Consider the following 16,580-nt stretch of genomic DNA (forward strand, 5'->3'; position numbering starts at 1 on the left):
GGCGGCGCGGGCCGCCCGCGCGCCCCGGCCCCGTACCTCGTCCGGCGAGGTGCGGGGCCTTCTCGTTGCCGGATCCGCGCCGCTCCCGGACGTCTGGTTCGGGGGGATTGCTCGGAACGTCCCCAGAGGGGTACCCCGCCGGAACGTCCCGAAAGTCTGTGCGCCATAATGCTTGTGAATGTGAACGCGTTCACAAGCGTGTCCTGTTTCCTCCCATGATTAGTCGGATTTAAAGGGCAAACTGCCGGTGTGATTACGGCGACGTAAGGAGAAGACGACGTGGAGCTAGCTCTGGCGCCGGAGACCCTGGCGCGATGGCAGTTCGGTATCACTACCGTCTATCACTTCCTGTTCGTCCCCCTGACGATCTCTCTCGCCGCGCTCACCGCCGGCCTGCAGACCGCCTGGGTCCGGACGAACAACGAGAAGTACCTCAGGGCGACGAAGTTCTGGGGCAAACTCTTCCTGATCAACATCGCCATGGGCGTCGTCACCGGCATCGTCCAGGAGTTCCAGTTCGGTATGAACTGGTCCGACTACTCGCGGTTCGTCGGCGACATCTTCGGTGCTCCGCTCGCGTTCGAGGCGCTGATCGCCTTCTTCTTCGAGTCCACCTTCATCGGCCTGTGGATCTTCGGCTGGGACAAGCTGCCGAAGAAGATCCATCTCGCCTGCATCTGGATGGTCTCCATCGGCACCATCCTCTCCGCGTACTTCATCCTGGCGGCCAACTCCTGGATGCAGCACCCGGTCGGCTACCGGATCAACAAGGAACGCGGCCGGGCCGAGCTCACCGACTTCTGGCAGGTGCTCACCCAGAACACCGCGCTCGCCCAGTTCTTCCACACCATCACCGCGGCCTTCCTGGTCGGCGGCGCGTTCATGGTCGGCATCGCCGCCTTCCACCTGGCGCGCAAGAAGCACATCCCGGTGATGCGGACCTCGCTGCGGCTCGGCCTGGTCACCGTGGTCGTCGCGGGACTGCTCACCGCCGTCAGCGGCGACCAGCTCGGCAAGGTCATGTTCAAGCAGCAGCCGATGAAGATGGCCGCCGCCGAGGCGCTCTGGGAGGGGCAGAACTCGGCACCCTTCTCGATCTTCGCGGTCGGCGACGTGGCCAAGGGCCACAACACCGTGGAGATCTCGATCCCGGGGATACTGTCCTTCCTCGCGGACGACAGCTTCACCTCGTACGTCCCCGGCATCAACGACATCAACAAGGCCGAGCAGGAGAAGTTCGGCCCCGGCGACTACCGGCCCAACATCCCGGTCGCGTTCTGGAGCTTCCGCTGGATGATCGGCTTCGGGATGGCGTCCTTCGCCCTCGGCATCCTCGGACTGTGGCTGACCCGGCGGAAGTTCATGCTGCCACCGGGGCTGCGGACCGGTGAGGACGAGGTGCCCCATCTGGTCCTCTTCAAGAACAAGGCACTCAGCCCGAAGCTCGCCAGGTGCTACTGGATCGTCGCGCTCTGGACCCTGCTCTTCCCGCTGATCGCCAACTCCTGGGGCTGGATCTTCACCGAGATGGGCCGCCAGCCCTGGGTCGTCTACGGCGTGCTCCAGACCCGCAACGCGGTCTCCCCCGGCGTCTCGCAGGGCGAGGTGCTCACCTCGATGATCGGCTTCACCCTGCTCTACGCCGTGCTCGCGGTCATCGAGGTCAAGCTGCTGGTGAAGTACATCAAGGCAGGCCCGCCGGAGCTCACGGAGGCCGACCTCAACCCGCCCACCAAGATCGGCGGCGACCACGACGACGCCGACCGGCCGATGGCCTTCTCCTACTGAGAGCAGAGGAGCTGAGATGGAACTCCACGACGTCTGGTTCGTACTCATCGCCGTCCTCTGGACTGGCTACTTCTTCCTGGAGGGATTCGACTTCGGGATCGGTGTCCTCACCAAGCTGCTGGCCCGCGACCGCAAGGAACGACGGGTCCTGATCAACACGATCGGGCCCGTCTGGGACGGCAACGAGGTGTGGCTGCTCAGCGCGGGCGGTGCGACCTTCGCCGCCTTCCCCGAGTGGTACGCCACCCTGTTCTCCGGCTTCTACCTGCCGCTGCTGCTCATCCTGATCTGCCTGATCGTGCGAGGGGTCGCCTTCGAGTACCGGGCCAAGCGCTCCGGGGAGAAGTGGCAGACCAACTGGGAACACGCCATCTTCTGGACCTCGTTGCTCCCGGCCGTGCTCTGGGGCGTGGCCTTCGGGAACATCGTGCGCGGCGTGAAGATCGACGCCGACATGGAGTACGTGGGCAACTTCTGGGACCTGCTCAACCCGTACGCCATCCTCGGCGGACTGGTCACGCTCTCCCTCTTCACCTTCCACGGCGCCGTCTTCGCGGGGCTCAAGACGGTCGGGGACATACGGGAACGGGCCGGAAAACTGGCACTGAAGCTGGGGATCGTCACCGCGGTGCTCGCGCTCGGCTTCCTGATCTGGACCCAGCTCGACAACGGGGACGGCTGGAGCCTGCTGGCGATGATCATCGCGGTGGTGGGGCTGGTCGGCGCGGTCGCCCTGATCGCGGCGGGACGCGAGGGCTGGTCGTTCGCGTTCTCCGGTGTGACCGTCGCGGCAGTGGTCGCGATGCTCTTCCTGACGCTCTTCCCGAACGTCATGCCGTCCTCGCTGAACGACGCCTGGAGCCTCACGGTCACCAACGCCTCGTCCACCCCGTACACACTGAAGATCATGACCTGGTGCGCGGGGATCGCCACCCCCGTCGTCCTGCTGTACCAGGGCTGGACGTACTGGGTGTTCCGCAAGCGCATCGGTACGCAGCACATCGCCGAAGCGCACTGAACGCACCTGGGGCCCGACCGGCGGATCATGGCCGGGGTCGCGACGCCGACCCCGATCCGCCGGGCGGACCCCGGCCCATCGACCGAGCTCGCTAGGGGCTGTTTCACGTGAAACCGATCGATCCGCGTCTGCTCCACCACGCCCGCGCCACTCGTCTCTTCCTGGCGGCCGTGGTGGCGCTCGGAGTCGTCGGGGCCGCGCTGGTCATCGCCCAGGCCATGCTCATCGCCGAGGTGGTGGTGGGCGGGTTCGAGGACGGGCTGACGGTCTCCGCGCTGCGGACCCCGCTGCTCCTGCTCGCGGCGGTCGCGCTCGGCCGGGGGCTGGTCGCCTGGCTGACCGAACTGGCCGCGTACCGGGCCAGCGCGGCGGTCAAGTCCGAGCTCCGCGGCCGGCTGCTGGCGCGGGCCGCGGAGCTCGGTCCCGGCTGGCTGAACGGACAGCGGACCGGCTCCCTGGTGGCGCTCGCCACCCGTGGTGTCGACGCGCTCGACGACTACTTCGCGCGCTATCTGCCGCAGCTCGGTCTCGCGGTGGTCGTGCCGGTGGCGGTCCTCGCCAGGATCGTCACCGAGGACTGGGTCTCGGCCGCGATCATCGTGGTCACGCTGCCGCTCATCCCGCTCTTCATGATCCTGATCGGCTGGGCCACCCAGTCACGGATGGACCGTCAGTGGCGGCTGCTGTCCCGGCTCTCCGGACACTTCCTCGACGTGGTCGCCGGGCTGCCGACCCTGAAGGTCTTCGGCCGGGCCAAGGCGCAGGCCGAGTCCATCCGCACGATCACCTCGCAGTACCGCCGCGCCACCCTGCGGACCCTGCGGATCGCGTTCCTCTCGTCCTTCGCGCTGGAACTGCTGGCGACGCTGTCGGTGGCCCTGGTGGCCGTCACCATCGGCATGCGGCTGGTCCACGGCGAACTCGACCTCTACACCGGCCTGGTGGTGCTGATCCTGGCGCCCGAGGCCTATCTGCCGATCCGCCAGGTGGGAGCGCAGTACCACGCGGCCGCCGAGGGGCTCTCGGCCGCGGAGGAGATCTTCGCGGTCCTGGAGACCGAGCCCCGGCAGGGCGGCACGGCGGACGTCCCCGGTGCGCTGCGGCTGGAGCTGGAGTCGGTGACCGTACGGCACGAGGGCCGTAGCGAACCCTCGCTGGACCGGGCCTCACTGGTGGTGGACGAGGGGGAGACCGTCGCCCTGGTCGGCCCCAGCGGCGTCGGCAAGTCCACCCTGCTCGACGTGGTCCTCGGTTTCACGGCACCCGACGAGGGGCGTGTACGGATCGGCGGCGTCGATCTGGCGACGCTCGCGCCCGAGCGGTGGCGGGAACGGATCGCCTGGGTGCCGCAGCGCCCGTATCTCTTCGCGGGCACCATCGCTGAGAACGTACGACTGGCCCGGCCGGACGCCGACGACGGCGCGGTCACGACGGCCCTGCGGGACGCCGGGGCGTGCGACTTCGTGGCGGAGCTGCCGGACGGGGTGCGGACGCTCATCGGCGAGGACGGGGCCGGTCTCTCCGCCGGACAGCGGCAGCGGCTCGCCCTCGCGCGGGCCTTCCTCGCCGACCGCCCGGTGCTGCTGCTCGACGAGCCGACCGCGAGCCTGGACGGCGAGACCGAAGCGGGGATCGTCGAGGCGGTACGGCGGCTGGCGGTGGGGCGGACCGTGCTGCTGGTCGTGCACCGGCCGGCGCTGCTCCCGGTCGCCGACCGGGTGGTGACCCTGGCCCCGGACGCGACGGCGCGGCCGGTGCGGACCGAGGCGCTCGCGGTCGTGCCGCGACCGGCGGGCGCCCCCGCCGACCGGATGGAGACGGGCGCCCCCGCCGACCGTCACGAGGAGGCGGCGGAACCCGAGGTGCTGCGGGACACCGCGACCCGCTCCGGACGGGTGCTGGCCCGGGTCAGGGAGGCCGCCGGTGCGCAGCGCGGACGGCTGGCCCTCGCGCTGTTGCTGGGAAGCCTCGCCGTGGGCTCGGCCGTGGGGCTCATGGCCGTCTCCGGCTGGCTGATCTCGCGCGCCTCCGAACAGCCCCCGGTCCTCTATCTGATGGTCGCCGTGACCGCGACCCGCGCCTTCGGACTCGGGCGGGCGGTCTTCCGTTACGCCGAGCGCCTGGTGTCGCACGACGCGGTGCTCAAGCTGCTCGCCGAACTGCGCGTCGCGGTCTACCGGGGGCTGGAGCGCGTCGCGCCCGCCGGACTGCGTCGGACCCGGCGCGGGGACCTGCTCTCCCGGCTCGTCTCCGATGTCGACGCCCTGCAGGACTACTGGCTGCGCTGGATGCTGCCCGCCGGGACCGCCGTGGTCGTCGGGACGGCGGCCGCCGGATTCATCGGTTGGCTGCTGCCCGCGGCGGGCGTGGTGCTGGCCGCCGGACTGCTGCTGGCCGGAGTGGGAGTGCCGCTGGTCAGCAGCGCCTGCTCCCGTCACACGGAACGCCGGCTCGCCCCCGCGCGCGCCGATCTGGCCACCCGGATCACGGACCTGCTCGGCGGGACCGCCGAACTGACCGTCGCGGGCGCCCTGCCCGACCGCGCGGAGCGGACCCGGGACGCCGACGGCGCACTCACCCGCATCGCCGCCCGTGCGGCGACCGCCACCGCGCTCGGCGGTGGCCTCACCGCCCTGATCGCCGGGCTCACCGTCGTCGCCACCGCGCTCGTCGCCCTGCCCGCCGTGCACGACGGCCGGCTCGCGGGTGTGGAACTCGCGGTGGTGGTGCTCACCCCGCTGGCCGCCTTCGAGGCCGTGACCGGCCTGCCGCTCGCCGTGCAGTACCGCCGCCGCGTCGAGCGGAGCGCGGAGCGCGTGTACGAGGTGCTGGACGCCCCGCTGCCGGTACACGAACCCGACAGCCCGGCCGAGGCGCCCGCGTCGCCCTTCCCGCTGGAGGTACGGGGACTGTCGGCGCGGTACGCCGGGGCGGCGCGGGACGCCCTCGACGCCGTCGACCTGACGCTGACGGCCGGCCGGCGCATCGCGGTCGTCGGGTCCTCCGGCTCCGGGAAGACGACCCTCGCGCAGGTCCTGGTCCGCTTCCTGGACGCACGGGCCGGTACGTACCGGATCGGCGGTGTGGAGGCCGGTGCGCTGGAGGGGGACACGGTCCGGCGGTTCGTCGGGCTCTGTGCCCAGGACGCCCATGTCTTCGACAGCTCCATCCGGGAGAACCTGCGGCTGGCCCGGACCGGTGCGACGGACGAGGAGCTGCGGGCCGCCCTCGGCCGGGCACGGCTGCTCGACTGGGCCGATGCGCTGCCCGAAGGGCTCGACACCCTCGTCGGTGAACACGGCGCACGCCTCTCCGGCGGTCAGCGCCAGCGCCTCGCCCTGGCCAGGGCGATCCTCGCCGACTTCCCCGTACTCGTCCTGGACGAACCCGCCGAGCACCTCGACCTGGCGACCGCGGACGCCCTGACCGCGGACCTGCTGGATGCCACCGAGGGGCGTACGACCGTGCTGATCACCCATCGACTGCACGGGCTCGACGCCGTCGACGAGGTGCTGGTGCTGGAGGCCGGCCGGGTCGTGCAGCGCGGCCCGTACGCCGATCTCGCGGTAGCGGAGGGCCCTCTGCGCCGGATGCTGGAGCGCGAACGGGAGACCGCCAGGATGCCGGAAGGGACCGTGGGCGTGGGCGAGACCGTGCGGGTTCCGGAGGGTGCCGTGGGCGCCCGGGTGTGAGCCGGGGCGGCAGAGCAGCCGACCCGGGCGGCAGGGCATCCGACTTTCCTCCTCAATCAGGACTAACTACTCTCGGGGTATGCCGGAGCAGGACCCGAAGGACTCACTCGAAGCGGCTACCCGGGCGACCCGCAGCCTGCAGGGCCTGTCCACCGAGATCACCGCCCGCATCCCACAGCTGCTCGAAGCCATGCGCTCCGTCGGCGCGGGCCTCGAACTGCACTCCACCCTCGACCGGATCTGTGAGACGGCCGCCGAGCTGGCCCACTCCCGCTACGCCGCCATCGGCGTCGTCGACGAGGAGGGCGAGGGGCTCTCCGACTTCGTCACCTACGGAGTGCCGGACGAGCTGGCGGACGAGATCGGCCGCCGCCCCGACGGGCACCGGGGGCTGCTGGGCGCGCTGATCCACGATCCGGTACCGGTGCGGCTCGCCGATCTGACGGCCGATCCGCGGTTCGCGGGCTTCCCTCCCGGCCATCCCCCGATGCGGACCTTCCTCGGCGTCCCGATCCGCGTCCAGGGCGAGATCTTCGGAAACCTGTATCTGGCCGAGAAGAACGACGGCGGCGAGTTCAACGACTACGACCTGCACATGGTGCGGGTGCTCGCCACGGAGGCCGGGATCGCCATCGGCAACGCCCGGCTGTACGAGGCGGCCCGCCAGCGCGAGCGGTGGATCGACGGATCGGTGGCCGTGACCACCGCCCTGCTCTCCGGCGGGGACGCCGACGACGCGCTCTCCGTCGTCGCCGAACAGGCCCGCCGGCTCGCCGATGCCGCCGCCGGGGTCGTGCTGCTGCCCACCGAGGACGGCGGGCTGGAGATCGTCGCCGTCTCCGCGGACGACCCCTCCTCCTCGCTCGGGGTGATCATCGGGCCCGACAGTTCGGTGGCGGCGAAACTGCTGGGCGGCGAGGCGGTCTTCGTGGACGATTCGGCCACCGACCCCCGGATGGTCACCGGGCTGGCCCATCGGTACGGCCCGAGCATGCTGCTGCCCCTGCACAGCGACGGGCGGGTGCTCGGCGCGCTCGCCACCCCGAGGGGCAGGGGCGGCAGGCCGTTCACGGAGGCGGAGCGGACCCTCGCCACCCAGTTCGCCTCGCAGGCGGCCCTTGCGCTGATGATGGCCGAGGCGCAGCGGGACCGGGAGCGGCTGGCGGTCTACGAGGACCGGGACCGGATCGCCCGCGATCTGCACGATCTGGTCATCCAGCGGCTGTTCGCCACCGGGATGATGCTGGAGAGTGCCCAGCGCCGGTCGGTCGTGCCCGAGGTGCAGACCGGGATCGGCCGGGCGGTCGACGAACTGGACGTCACCATCCAGGAGATCCGTACCGCCATCTTCGCGTTGCAGCAGGAACCCGCCGAGGCACCGTCGGGGCTGCGCACCCGCGTCCTGCGCGAGATCAACATGGCGGCGGTCCCGCTGGGCTTCAAACCCTCGCACCGCTTCCTCGGCCCGGTCGACGCGCTGGTCGGCGAGCTGACCGGCAAGAATCTGATCGCGGCGCTGCGGGAGGCGCTGTCCAACGCCTTCCGGCATGCCGAGGCGTCCTTGATCGACGTGGTCGTCGACGCGACCGCCACGCTCCCCGACGGGAGGGGCGCGGTGCGGCTGTCGGTCGCCGACGACGGAGTGGGCATCCCCGCGGGCGGCCGGCGCAGCGGTCTGCGGAACCTGGCGCGCCGGGCGGAGTCGCTCGGCGGCGCGAGCTGGTTCGGGCCCGGCATCGGGGAGGACGGGGGCGGCACGACGGTGGTGTGGGAGGTGCCTCTGTGAAGGCGGCCGGGCGCTTGTCTTTTCCGGAGGAGGGTCTCAGCGCCCGATGCCGGAGGCCCGGTGCTCGGCGATGATCCGTTCGATGACGACCGCGACGCCGTCCTCGCTGTTGGTGGCGGTCCGGCCGGAGGCGGCGGCGAGGGCGGCCGGGTGGGCGTTGCCCATCGCGTACGACGTGCCCGCCCAGCTCAGCATCTCCACGTCGTTGGGCATGTCCCCGAAAGCGACGACCTCGGCGGGCGAGATGCCGCGCTCGGCGCAGCACAGCTCCAGTGTGCTGGCCTTGGATACCCCGGGACCGCTGACCTCCAGCAGGGCCGTGGGGCTGGACCGGGTGAAGGAGGCACGGTCCCCGGCGGTCGTACGGGCCAGGGCGAGGAAGTCGTCCGGGGTCAGTTCGGCGTGGTGGGCGAGGAGCTTCAGCACGGGGACGCCGGTGCCGGGCGTCTCCTCGTGCAGCAGCTTCTCGGCGACGGCGACCGTGGCGCCCGGGTCCAGGTGGAAGGGCGGGTAGGCCGGTTCGTAGTGGATGCCGGTGGCCAGCTCGACGGCGAAGGTGGTGCCGGGGGCGGCGGCGCGCAGCGAGTGGACGACATCGAGGGCGATGGCGCGCTCCAGCGGCCGGACCTTGACCAGCTCGCCGCCGGCGTGCAGATCGGCGACCGCCGCGCCGTTGGCACAGATCGCCAGGCCATGGCCGTGCACATGGTCGCTGACGACATCCATCCAGCGGGCCGGGCGCCCGGTGACGAAGAAGACCTCGATACCGGCCTCCTCGGCGGCGGCGAGCGCGGCGACCGTGCGGTCGGAGACCGTCTTGTCGTCGCGCAGCAGGGTGCCGTCCAGGTCGGTGGCGATCAGCCGGATAGCGGCAGGCGAGGGCGAGTCGGTAGCTGAGGTCACCCGTCCATTCTCGCGTACGACCGTGCACGGGCGTGCGCAGGGGCGCACATCTGAGGACGTACGCCCCTGACCAGGAGAACCTGCCCGTGGCATATGCCGCCGGTTGCGAGGCGGCCACGCCGGTCCGTCGGCGGCGGAACCACACCGCTCCGTCAGTGGCGGACCGGCACTGGTCCGTCAGTGGCCGAGCTGGGCCAGGCCCTCGGTGGCGATGCGTTCGAAGACCTTCTCGTCCACCGCGAAGTCGGAGTCGGGGATCGGCGCGTGGAGGACGATCTCCGTGAAGCCCAGTGCGAAGTGGGTGCCCGCGAAGTCCACGAAGGCGTCGAGGGACTGCAGCGGGCGGTCCGGGGTGAAACCGGTGAGAAGGATCTTGTCCAGCTCGGCGGCGTCCCGGCCGATGGCCTCGCAGGCCGTGCCCAGCTTGGTGAGCTGCCCGCGAATGGCCTCCACGGACTGCTCCGGCGTACCCGTCTCGGCCAGCTTCGGGTCGCCCGTGGTGACCCATGCCTGGCCGTACCGGGCGGCGAGCTTCATGCCGCGCGGTCCGGTGGCGGCCACGGCGAACGGCAGCCGGGGCCGCTGTACACAGCCGGGGATGTTCCGGGCCTCGTTCGCCGCGTAGAACGCGCCCTCGTACGTCACCGAGGGCTCACGCAGCAGTTGGTCGAGCAGCGGTACGAACTCGTCGAAGTGGTCGGCCCGTTCGCGCGGAGTCCACGGTTCCTCGTCGCTCCGGCGCAGCGTCGTGGCGTCGAAGCCGTTGCCGCCCGCACCGATGCCGAGGGTGATGCGCCCGTCGGAGACGTCGTCGAGCGTGATGAGGTCCTTGGCGAGCGTGACGGGGTGCCGGAAGTTGGGGGAGGTGACGAGGGTGCCCAAACGCATCCGGCTGGTGGCGGCGGCCGCTGCGGTGAGGGTCGGTACCGCACCGAACCAGGGGCCGTCGCGGAAGGTCCGCCAGGCCAGGTGGTCGTAGGTGTAGGCGGCGTGGAAGCCGAGGGCCTCGGCCCGCTCCCACTCCTTCCGCCCCTCGGTGGACCAGCGGTAGATCGGCAGAATCACGGTGCTCAGACGCATGCGCCGACCTTACGCGGACATACGGACAGGCGGACGTACCGCGGTCCAGGGAACGAGGAACGGGCGCGCCGCCCGACGCCTATGCTCACGAGGGTGGGCACCTGGAGCGCCGCCGAACTGGACGTGCTGATCGAAGAAGCGACGGTCGACACCTACGACGAGATCGAAGCGGCCAGCGGATTCCTGGCAGTGATCGAGGAACACCTGACCGTTCCGTTCTCCACGACCGTCCTGGGCGTCGAGGTGAACGTGGTCGAGATCGGTCTCACGAACGACTCCCGGGTGGTTGCCCGTTGCGTCCGGGACGGGTTTCGGCAGGACATCGGCCTGCTGGACCTGCCCTTGCCGGTGCCGCCCCCGGACGGCGCGCAGTGGGTCGAGGCATACCGGCGCTGGTCCGGCTGTTGAGCGGGTGCGCCACGATGAGAGCCGAAGCAGGACGGAGCACACCATGAACACCGGCCCGGATCTCGCACACGCCCTGCGGCGCAGCGCCGAGCTGAAGGAACAACTCGTTGCGTTCGGGCAGGGCCGTTCCTTCGAACGACGGCTCGGCGCACTCCTGTCGGAGGCGGCCCATCCCGAGGATTCGTTGGACGAGGAAACCGCGATCGGCGTCATCGACCGTTTCCTCCTGCAGTACCGCCTGCCGGACGGCAACACGGTCGCCGACCGCTTCGTCGCCCGCCGGAAGGACCTGCACGAGTCCGACCGGCAGATGGTGCTGGCCTGGCGTGACCCGGTGGAGGGGCTCTTCGAGGTACGGGGCAAGGACCGCGACTCCCTGCTCCTGCTCAACCTGCTGGACGACCTGGAGTACCGGACGTACTCCAATGTTGGGCGATCGACATTCCGAGGTCTCACCCGAGGCCACTTCCTCAGCGCCCGGCTGGTCGCTCTGGCACCGGTACCCGGCGCATGGCTCCTCTCCGGCACGATGTCCTCCTACCCCAGGTCCGCCGCACCGGAGATCGCCCGCGCGGCGCTCGGACTGGCGACGAGCCGACCCGGACTGGTCTTTCGGAACCCCGCGAAAATCGAGCAGGGATGGCAGCGGATGCGAGAGGACCGGGCCGCGTTCGCCGAGTTCTGCGACGGTGACGAACTCGTTCTTCCGCCTGCCGAAGCCGAGGGCCTCCTCAACGCCTACTACCGCCACCGGCAGGAGGCCGCCACTGCGGAGCAGCCCGTACCCGCCCGAGGCAGGCGGCGCACCGCCCCGGAGCTGCCCGTCTTCGAGCTGCCGCCAGAACTCGCGGACGCGGACACCATCGGGGTCATCTACGACGAGGTCGACGGGCTCAACTTCTACGCGGACTACGGAACGCTGCGGGACCTCTTCGCCGACCCCGCCCTCGCGGGCCGCAAACAGCACCAGGACCTGCTCCGCATGTACGTGCGCGAGGAGTCGATCACGCCTTTGCCGATCCGCCGGCTGGCCACCGCCCACCCGGAGACCGTCGACCTGGTGTTCCGCAAAGTGCTGCGGAAGCCCGACTTCACGTGGGGCGAGCACGGTGACGCGTTGCTGCGCCGCTGCAAGCCCTGGTACTACGAGAACGAACCCCACCCCGGGGTGTCCGTGATCGGTGACCGGCTGAGCGAACTGCTGGGCACCGAGCCGCGCTGAGCATGTGCGGGAGAGCCTTGGCGGACACCGGCACGCGGGGCGTCGTGCCGCGCTCCATGTCTTCCCGGGTCAGTCGCGGAATCGCAGGAACGCGGGCGGCACGGCCTCGGTGAGCCAGACGCCGTTGGCGCTGACGTGGAAGGTATGGCCCGCGCGGTGCATCGCGCCCGCGTCCACGGACAGGACGACGGGCCGGCCGCGCCGGGCGCCGACCCTGGTCGCCGTCTCGCGGTCGGGCGAGAGATGGACATGGGTGCGGTCCATGGGGCGCAGCCCTTCGCTCCGGATCGAGTCCAGTGCGCGGCCCACCGTGCCGTGGTAGAGGTACGCGGGCGGTTCGGCCGGTGGCAGGCCGAGATCCACCGGGACGGTATGGCCCTGGTTCGCGCGGATCCGGTCGCCCTCGATGGCGAAGCGCTGCTTGTCGTTGAGGGCGACGACCTGGTCGAGCTCGGTCCGGGTGAGGGGGAAGTGGTTGCGGGCCAGGGCGTGCAGCAGCGTGTCGATCGGCACCCACCCGTGGGAGTCGAGCGTGATGCCGATGCGCTCCGGCTGATGCCGCAGGTGCTTCGAAAGGTACTTGGACACCTTGACGGTGCGTCTTTCGTCCATGCCGCCAGGGTGCCCGTGGTGGGCGCCCCGGTGCATCCGGGTTTCGTTCACGGTGCGCCGAAGAAATCTTCGTCCACAGGTTTGATCCACAGTCAATTTGACTTATCCACAGGCTAATTGGCGATTCTGTGGACAAGTGGCTGTGAAATCAATTCCTTTGGTCAATTTGCTCAACTTTGTTGGCTGATGGGATCAATGCGTCCAATGTCCTTGATTGCACCTCGCGTTCGGCGGCTGCCGTGATGAAGGCGGAGACGTTCTCCGTACCAACCAGCTGCTGGACGGCCCGGATCGTTCCCGGTGGAAGGTCCACCCCGGGTGCCGTGAGCGACGGAGCATCGGTGGAGAGGGGGGTGTCCGCGCCGAGGTGATGATGCAGATGCCGGGTGGCGAACGTCCGCATCGCACGGGCCAGTTCCGCGTCCACGGTCTGCTGGGCGAGCGGGCGCAGTCTGCGCACCATGGCGGCGGCCTCGGCCGCGTCCGAGTCGGTCGGCGGGCGATGGCCGAGATAGCGGGCGAAGACGTGCTCGGTGGTGAACTCCAGGAAGCGCGAGGCGATCTGCTCGACCTGGCCGCGAAGTTCCCTCAGATGACCGGAGATCGCGCTGAGCGGCACGCCCGCCGCGTGCAACTCCACGGCCACGGCCAGCTCTTGGGGGCTCGGCACCAGGAACTCGTCGTCCCTGCCCGGAATGGGCTCCAGCACGCCGAGGTCCACCGCCTCGGCGACCGCCTCGTCGTCCGGGGTGCCGCCGAACTTGAGGTTCAGCTCGTCCCGGGAGATCCGGTCGGCCTGTTCGTCCGTCCAGGGGCCGTGCACCTCGGCGACGAGCCCGAGCACCCCGCCCAGGCCGCGGCCGGTGTCCCAGGCCTCCAGGAGCTCCTTGATGCTGGCCAGGGTGTAACCGCGGTCCAGCAGATCGGCGATCTGCCGGAGCCGGGCGAGATGGGTGTCCCGGTACACATTGGCCCGGCCGCGCCGCTCCGGTGTCGGCAGCAGGCCGCGGTCCTGGTAGGCCCGGATCGTGCGCACCGTGGCCCCGCTCGCATGGGCCAGGTCCTCGATCCGGTACTCGGCGGCGGCCTGCCGGTCCGCCGCCGGCTGGCCGGGGCCGCTCACAGCGGAGGCTTCAGCCGGGCGATCCCGCGCAGCACGCCGGGGCTGAACCGGGACAGGATGCGGGCGCCACGGGCCTCCGGGGTCACCGGAACGACGGCCTGATTGCGCACCACCGCCTTGAGGATCGCGTCGGCGACCCGCTCCGGCGGGTAGTTGCGGAGCCCGTACAGCCGGCTGGTCCGCTTCCGCAGGCGCTTCTCCTCCGCGGCGTCGGCACCGGCGAAGTGCGTCGTCGCGGTGATGTTCGTGTTGATGATGCCGGGGCAGATGGCGCTGACCCCGATCGACCGCTCGGCGAGCTCGGCCCGCAGACATTCGCTGAGCATCAGCACCGCAGCCTTGGAGGTGCTGTACGCGGGCAGCGCCCGGGACGGCTGATAGGCGGCGGCGGAAGCCGTGTTGACGATGTGGCCGCCCTGGCCGCGTTCGGCCATCTGCCTGCCGAAGATCCGGCAGCCGTGGATGACGCCCCACAGATTGACGTCGAGGACGTTCTTCCAGTCCTCGCTCGTGGTGTCCAGGAAGGAGCCGGACAGGCCGATCCCGGCGTTGTTGACCAGGACGTCGACGATGCCGTACTCGGCGGCGACCTTCTCGGCGAGCTTCTCCATCGCCTGCTCGTCGCTGACGTCGACCGCTTCGCCCCAGGCGGCCGGGGCGCCGATCAGCCGGGCCATCTCGGCCGTCCTGGTTGCGCCCTCCGCGTCCCGGTCCACGGCCACCACCCGGGCGCCCGCCTCGGCGAACGCGAAGGCGGTGGCCCGGCCGATGCCACCGGCCGCCCCTGTCACCAGAACCAGCCGGCCGCCGAACCTGTCCGCGTACGCCCCGGTCGGCGCGGTGTCCTGCACCGGGCCGCCGTTCTCCTTGGCCGCCTCGTTCGCGGCGACGAACTCGCTGATCCAGGCGGCGAGCTGGTCCGGCCTGGTGCGCGGCACCCAGTGCTTTCCGTCGAGGGATCTGCGGATCAACTGGGGTGCCCACAGCTCCAGTTGGTCATAGAGCTTCTCCGAGAGGAAGATGTCGCCGGTCGGCGTGATCAATTGGACGGGCACATGCGCGTAGGCGTCGGTGCGCGGTCGGCTCAGCCGGGCGCGGACGTTGTCGCGGTAGAGCCAGGCGCCGTGCGCCGCGTCCCCGGGCAGCGAGGGGGTCGGGTAGTCGCCCGCCGGTACCTTCTCCATCCGCTGGAGTATCCGCGGCCACCGTTTGCCCAGCGGGCCGCGCCAGGCGAGCTCGGGCAGGACCGGCGTGTGCAGCATGTAGACGTACCAGGACTTGGCGCCCTGGCCGAGCAGCTGGCCGACCCGGCGCGGGGTGGGCCGGGTCATCCGCTGCTTGATCCAGTGCCCGAAGTGGTCCAGGGAGGGGCCGGACATCGAGGTGAACGAGGCGATCCGGCCCTCGGTCCGCTTGACCGTGACGAACTCCCAGGCCTGGACCGATCCCCAGTCGTGCCCGACGAGATGCACCGGCCGGTCCGGGCTCACCGCGTCGGCGACGGCCAGGAAGTCATCGGTGAGCTTCTCCAGGGTGAAGCCGCCGCGCAGTGGCTTCGGGGCCGTGGACCGGCCGTGGCCCCGGACGTCGTACAGCACGACATGCCACTGGTCGGCCAGCTGGCGTGCGACGTCCGTCCAGACCTCCTTGCTGTCCGGGTATCCGTGCACCAGGACGACCGTCGGCCGCCCCCGCTCGCCCAGCTCGACGACGCACAGGTCGATTCCGCCCGTGCACACCCGGCGCTCGCGCGCCCCCGGCAGGCTCAGCAGATTCATGCCGCCACCCTTTCCTCGGCCCAGCGCCGCACATGCGGCAGATCGTCGTCCAGCCAGAAGGCGTTCTGCTCGGGGTCCTTGGAGTCGGTGACCACCAGAATCTCCTCGAACTTGGCGCCCGTACCGCGGAATCCGAGATGGGGCTCGACCGCCCACAGACCGGGCTGCGGCGGATGGTCGGAGAAGCGGTACGGACTCCACAGGGGCGACCAGCCGTCCCGGTGCCCGTGCAGGGCGTCGCTCATCAGTCCCTTGAGGGACTGGGTGCCGAAGCCGAACACATGCGGGGACCAGCGGCGTTCGGCGACGCGGTCGACCTTGTGGGCGATGACACCGAAGGGGTAGGCGCGGTGTCTGTTGGCGTACCCCTGCCTGATCATCAGGCGTTCGACGTTCTCGTATATCTCGCGCAGCGAACGCCGCTCGCGCACCTGGGCCAGTATCAGCTCGCGGTGGGCCTCAAGATCGGCCAGCAGCTTGTCGTGCAGGGGGTTGAGCCCGAGACAGCCGGAGTAGCCGATGTCGGCCGTGAAGCCCTTGTGTACCGGGGCCAGGTCGAGGATGAAGGGCATCCCCGGTTCCAGCTTCCGGTTGCCCGGGAAGAACTGCAGCGGCACCTTGAAGCCGGCGAACGCCGTGCGGTCCCCGAACCAGGCGAAGGGGAGGTGGAACCAGTCCCGCACCCCGCGTTCGCGCAGCCAGTCACGTTGCATACGGGCCGCCTCGCGCTCGGTCACGCCCGGCCGGAGCCGGCCCGCGACCGCCTCCGCGCAGGCGTACGCGAGGCTTTGGACTTCTCTGAACCCCCGCAGCTCCGGGGCCTGTTCGTCCTTCACTGCCGAGGCCATGCCACCGTCCGTTCCCTGCCGTGTGCGGTACGTGCCCGTAACGTGACACTGATGAATGTGACAATGTCCGGCGGCTACGTCAAGGGGTGTGCGGAGACCTGTGGACAACTGGTCCCGACCCCCTCCTGCCGACCTCTCCCCGACCTTTCCCGACCTCTCCGCGCCCCTTCTCCCCGACCGCGGATGTCATCCCCCGTGGTGGGCCCCTACGGGTCCGTACATCTGGAGTCGGAGGCCGATCCAGCCGCCAGGGCTGACGACTGATGTGGCCCGCGCCACTACCTTCGAGTGGTGACTGTGATCGCGACCGAAAGCCTGAGCA

At 70.5% G+C, this 16,580-nt stretch carries 12 protein-coding genes; 6 read left to right on the top strand and 6 right to left on the bottom strand.

The window, feature by feature from the left end:
• The first annotated feature begins 279 nt into the window (after positions 1-279).
• The 4 genes from GA0115234_RS30820 (at position 280) to GA0115234_RS30835 (ending at position 8,284) form a co-directional block, all read left to right on the top strand.
• Complete coding sequence (locus GA0115234_RS30820; RefSeq protein WP_093548198.1) at positions 280-1,788, top strand: cytochrome ubiquinol oxidase subunit I; 1,509 nt, start codon at positions 280-282, stop codon at positions 1,786-1,788.
• Between the two features lie 16 nt (positions 1,789-1,804).
• Entirely contained in the window at positions 1,805-2,806 is a 1,002-nt protein-coding gene (cydB, locus tag GA0115234_RS30825; RefSeq protein ID WP_093548200.1) for a cytochrome d ubiquinol oxidase subunit II, read from the top strand.
• 107 nt (positions 2,807-2,913) lie between these two features.
• Entirely contained in the window at positions 2,914-6,498 is a 3,585-nt protein-coding gene (gene cydD / locus GA0115234_RS30830; protein ID WP_093548202.1) for a thiol reductant ABC exporter subunit CydD, read from the top strand.
• A 79-nt stretch (positions 6,499-6,577) separates the two neighbouring features.
• Positions 6,578-8,284 carry a sensor histidine kinase gene (locus GA0115234_RS30835; protein WP_093548204.1) on the top strand — a complete coding sequence of 569 codons (1,707 nt, stop codon included), beginning with the start codon at positions 6,578-6,580 and terminating at the stop codon, positions 8,282-8,284.
• 36 nt (positions 8,285-8,320) lie between these two features.
• On the opposite strand, the gene GA0115234_RS30840 is transcribed toward GA0115234_RS30835, so the two are convergent.
• Positions 8,321-9,187, bottom strand: a complete 867-nt coding sequence (locus tag GA0115234_RS30840; protein ID WP_256088859.1) for a Cof-type HAD-IIB family hydrolase — start codon at positions 9,185-9,187, stop codon at positions 8,321-8,323.
• A gap of 177 nt (positions 9,188-9,364) precedes the next feature.
• Positions 9,365-10,267: an LLM class flavin-dependent oxidoreductase gene (locus GA0115234_RS30845; protein WP_093548208.1), complete on the bottom strand. Its 903-nt coding sequence runs from the start codon at positions 10,265-10,267 to the stop codon at positions 9,365-9,367.
• 93 nt (positions 10,268-10,360) lie between these two features.
• Between GA0115234_RS30845 and GA0115234_RS30850 the strand changes: the two genes are divergently transcribed.
• Both GA0115234_RS30850 and GA0115234_RS30855 read left to right on the top strand, forming a co-directional pair.
• Positions 10,361-10,675 (top strand): calcium-binding protein, encoded by a 315-nt coding sequence (locus tag GA0115234_RS30850; RefSeq protein WP_256088860.1) that lies wholly within the window; start codon positions 10,361-10,363, stop codon positions 10,673-10,675.
• 43 nt (positions 10,676-10,718) lie between these two features.
• Positions 10,719-11,897 (top strand): hypothetical protein, encoded by a 1,179-nt coding sequence (locus GA0115234_RS30855; protein ID WP_237541839.1) that lies wholly within the window; start codon positions 10,719-10,721, stop codon positions 11,895-11,897.
• A gap of 69 nt (positions 11,898-11,966) precedes the next feature.
• Here GA0115234_RS30855 and GA0115234_RS30860 read toward each other — a convergent pair whose 3' ends face one another.
• From GA0115234_RS30860 to GA0115234_RS30875, 4 genes are all read right to left on the bottom strand, one after another.
• Positions 11,967-12,509: an RNA 2'-phosphotransferase gene (locus tag GA0115234_RS30860; protein ID WP_093548365.1), complete on the bottom strand. Its 543-nt coding sequence runs from the start codon at positions 12,507-12,509 to the stop codon at positions 11,967-11,969.
• Positions 12,510-12,657: 148 nt separating this feature from the next.
• Positions 12,658-13,632 carry a MerR family transcriptional regulator gene (locus GA0115234_RS30865; RefSeq protein WP_093548212.1) on the bottom strand — a complete coding sequence of 325 codons (975 nt, stop codon included), beginning with the start codon at positions 13,630-13,632 and terminating at the stop codon, positions 12,658-12,660.
• Positions 13,629-15,401, bottom strand: coding sequence for an SDR family oxidoreductase (locus GA0115234_RS30870; protein WP_370804616.1), 1,773 nt, complete (start codon positions 15,399-15,401; stop codon positions 13,629-13,631). The genes GA0115234_RS30865 and GA0115234_RS30870 overlap by 4 nt, the downstream gene beginning before the upstream one ends.
• A gap of 5 nt (positions 15,402-15,406) precedes the next feature.
• Positions 15,407-16,258, bottom strand: a complete 852-nt coding sequence (locus GA0115234_RS30875) for a M24 family metallopeptidase (RefSeq protein ID WP_093548214.1) — start codon at positions 16,256-16,258, stop codon at positions 15,407-15,409.
• Positions 16,259-16,580: the final 322 nt, after the last annotated feature.

It is taken from the genome of Streptomyces sp. DvalAA-43 (assembly GCF_900091725.1).
Classification (GTDB): domain Bacteria; phylum Actinomycetota; class Actinomycetes; order Streptomycetales; family Streptomycetaceae; genus Streptomyces; species Streptomyces pulveraceus.

Excerpts from the sequence above, each read along its gene's own strand:
- cydB (WP_093548200.1), top strand. The coding sequence starts at position 1,805 with ATGGAACTCCACGACGTCTGGTTCGTACTCATCGCCGTCCTCTGGACT.
- GA0115234_RS30835 (WP_093548204.1), top strand. The coding sequence starts at position 6,578 with ATGCCGGAGCAGGACCCGAAGGACTCACTCGAAGCGGCTACCCGGGCG.
- GA0115234_RS30845 (WP_093548208.1), bottom strand. The coding sequence starts at position 10,267 with ATGCGTCTGAGCACCGTGATTCTGCCGATCTACCGCTGGTCCACCGAG.
- GA0115234_RS30855 (WP_237541839.1), top strand. The coding sequence starts at position 10,719 with ATGAACACCGGCCCGGATCTCGCACACGCCCTGCGGCGCAGCGCCGAG.
- GA0115234_RS30860 (WP_093548365.1), bottom strand. The coding sequence starts at position 12,509 with ATGGACGAAAGACGCACCGTCAAGGTGTCCAAGTACCTTTCGAAGCAC.
- GA0115234_RS30875 (WP_093548214.1), bottom strand. The coding sequence starts at position 16,258 with ATGGCCTCGGCAGTGAAGGACGAACAGGCCCCGGAGCTGCGGGGGTTC.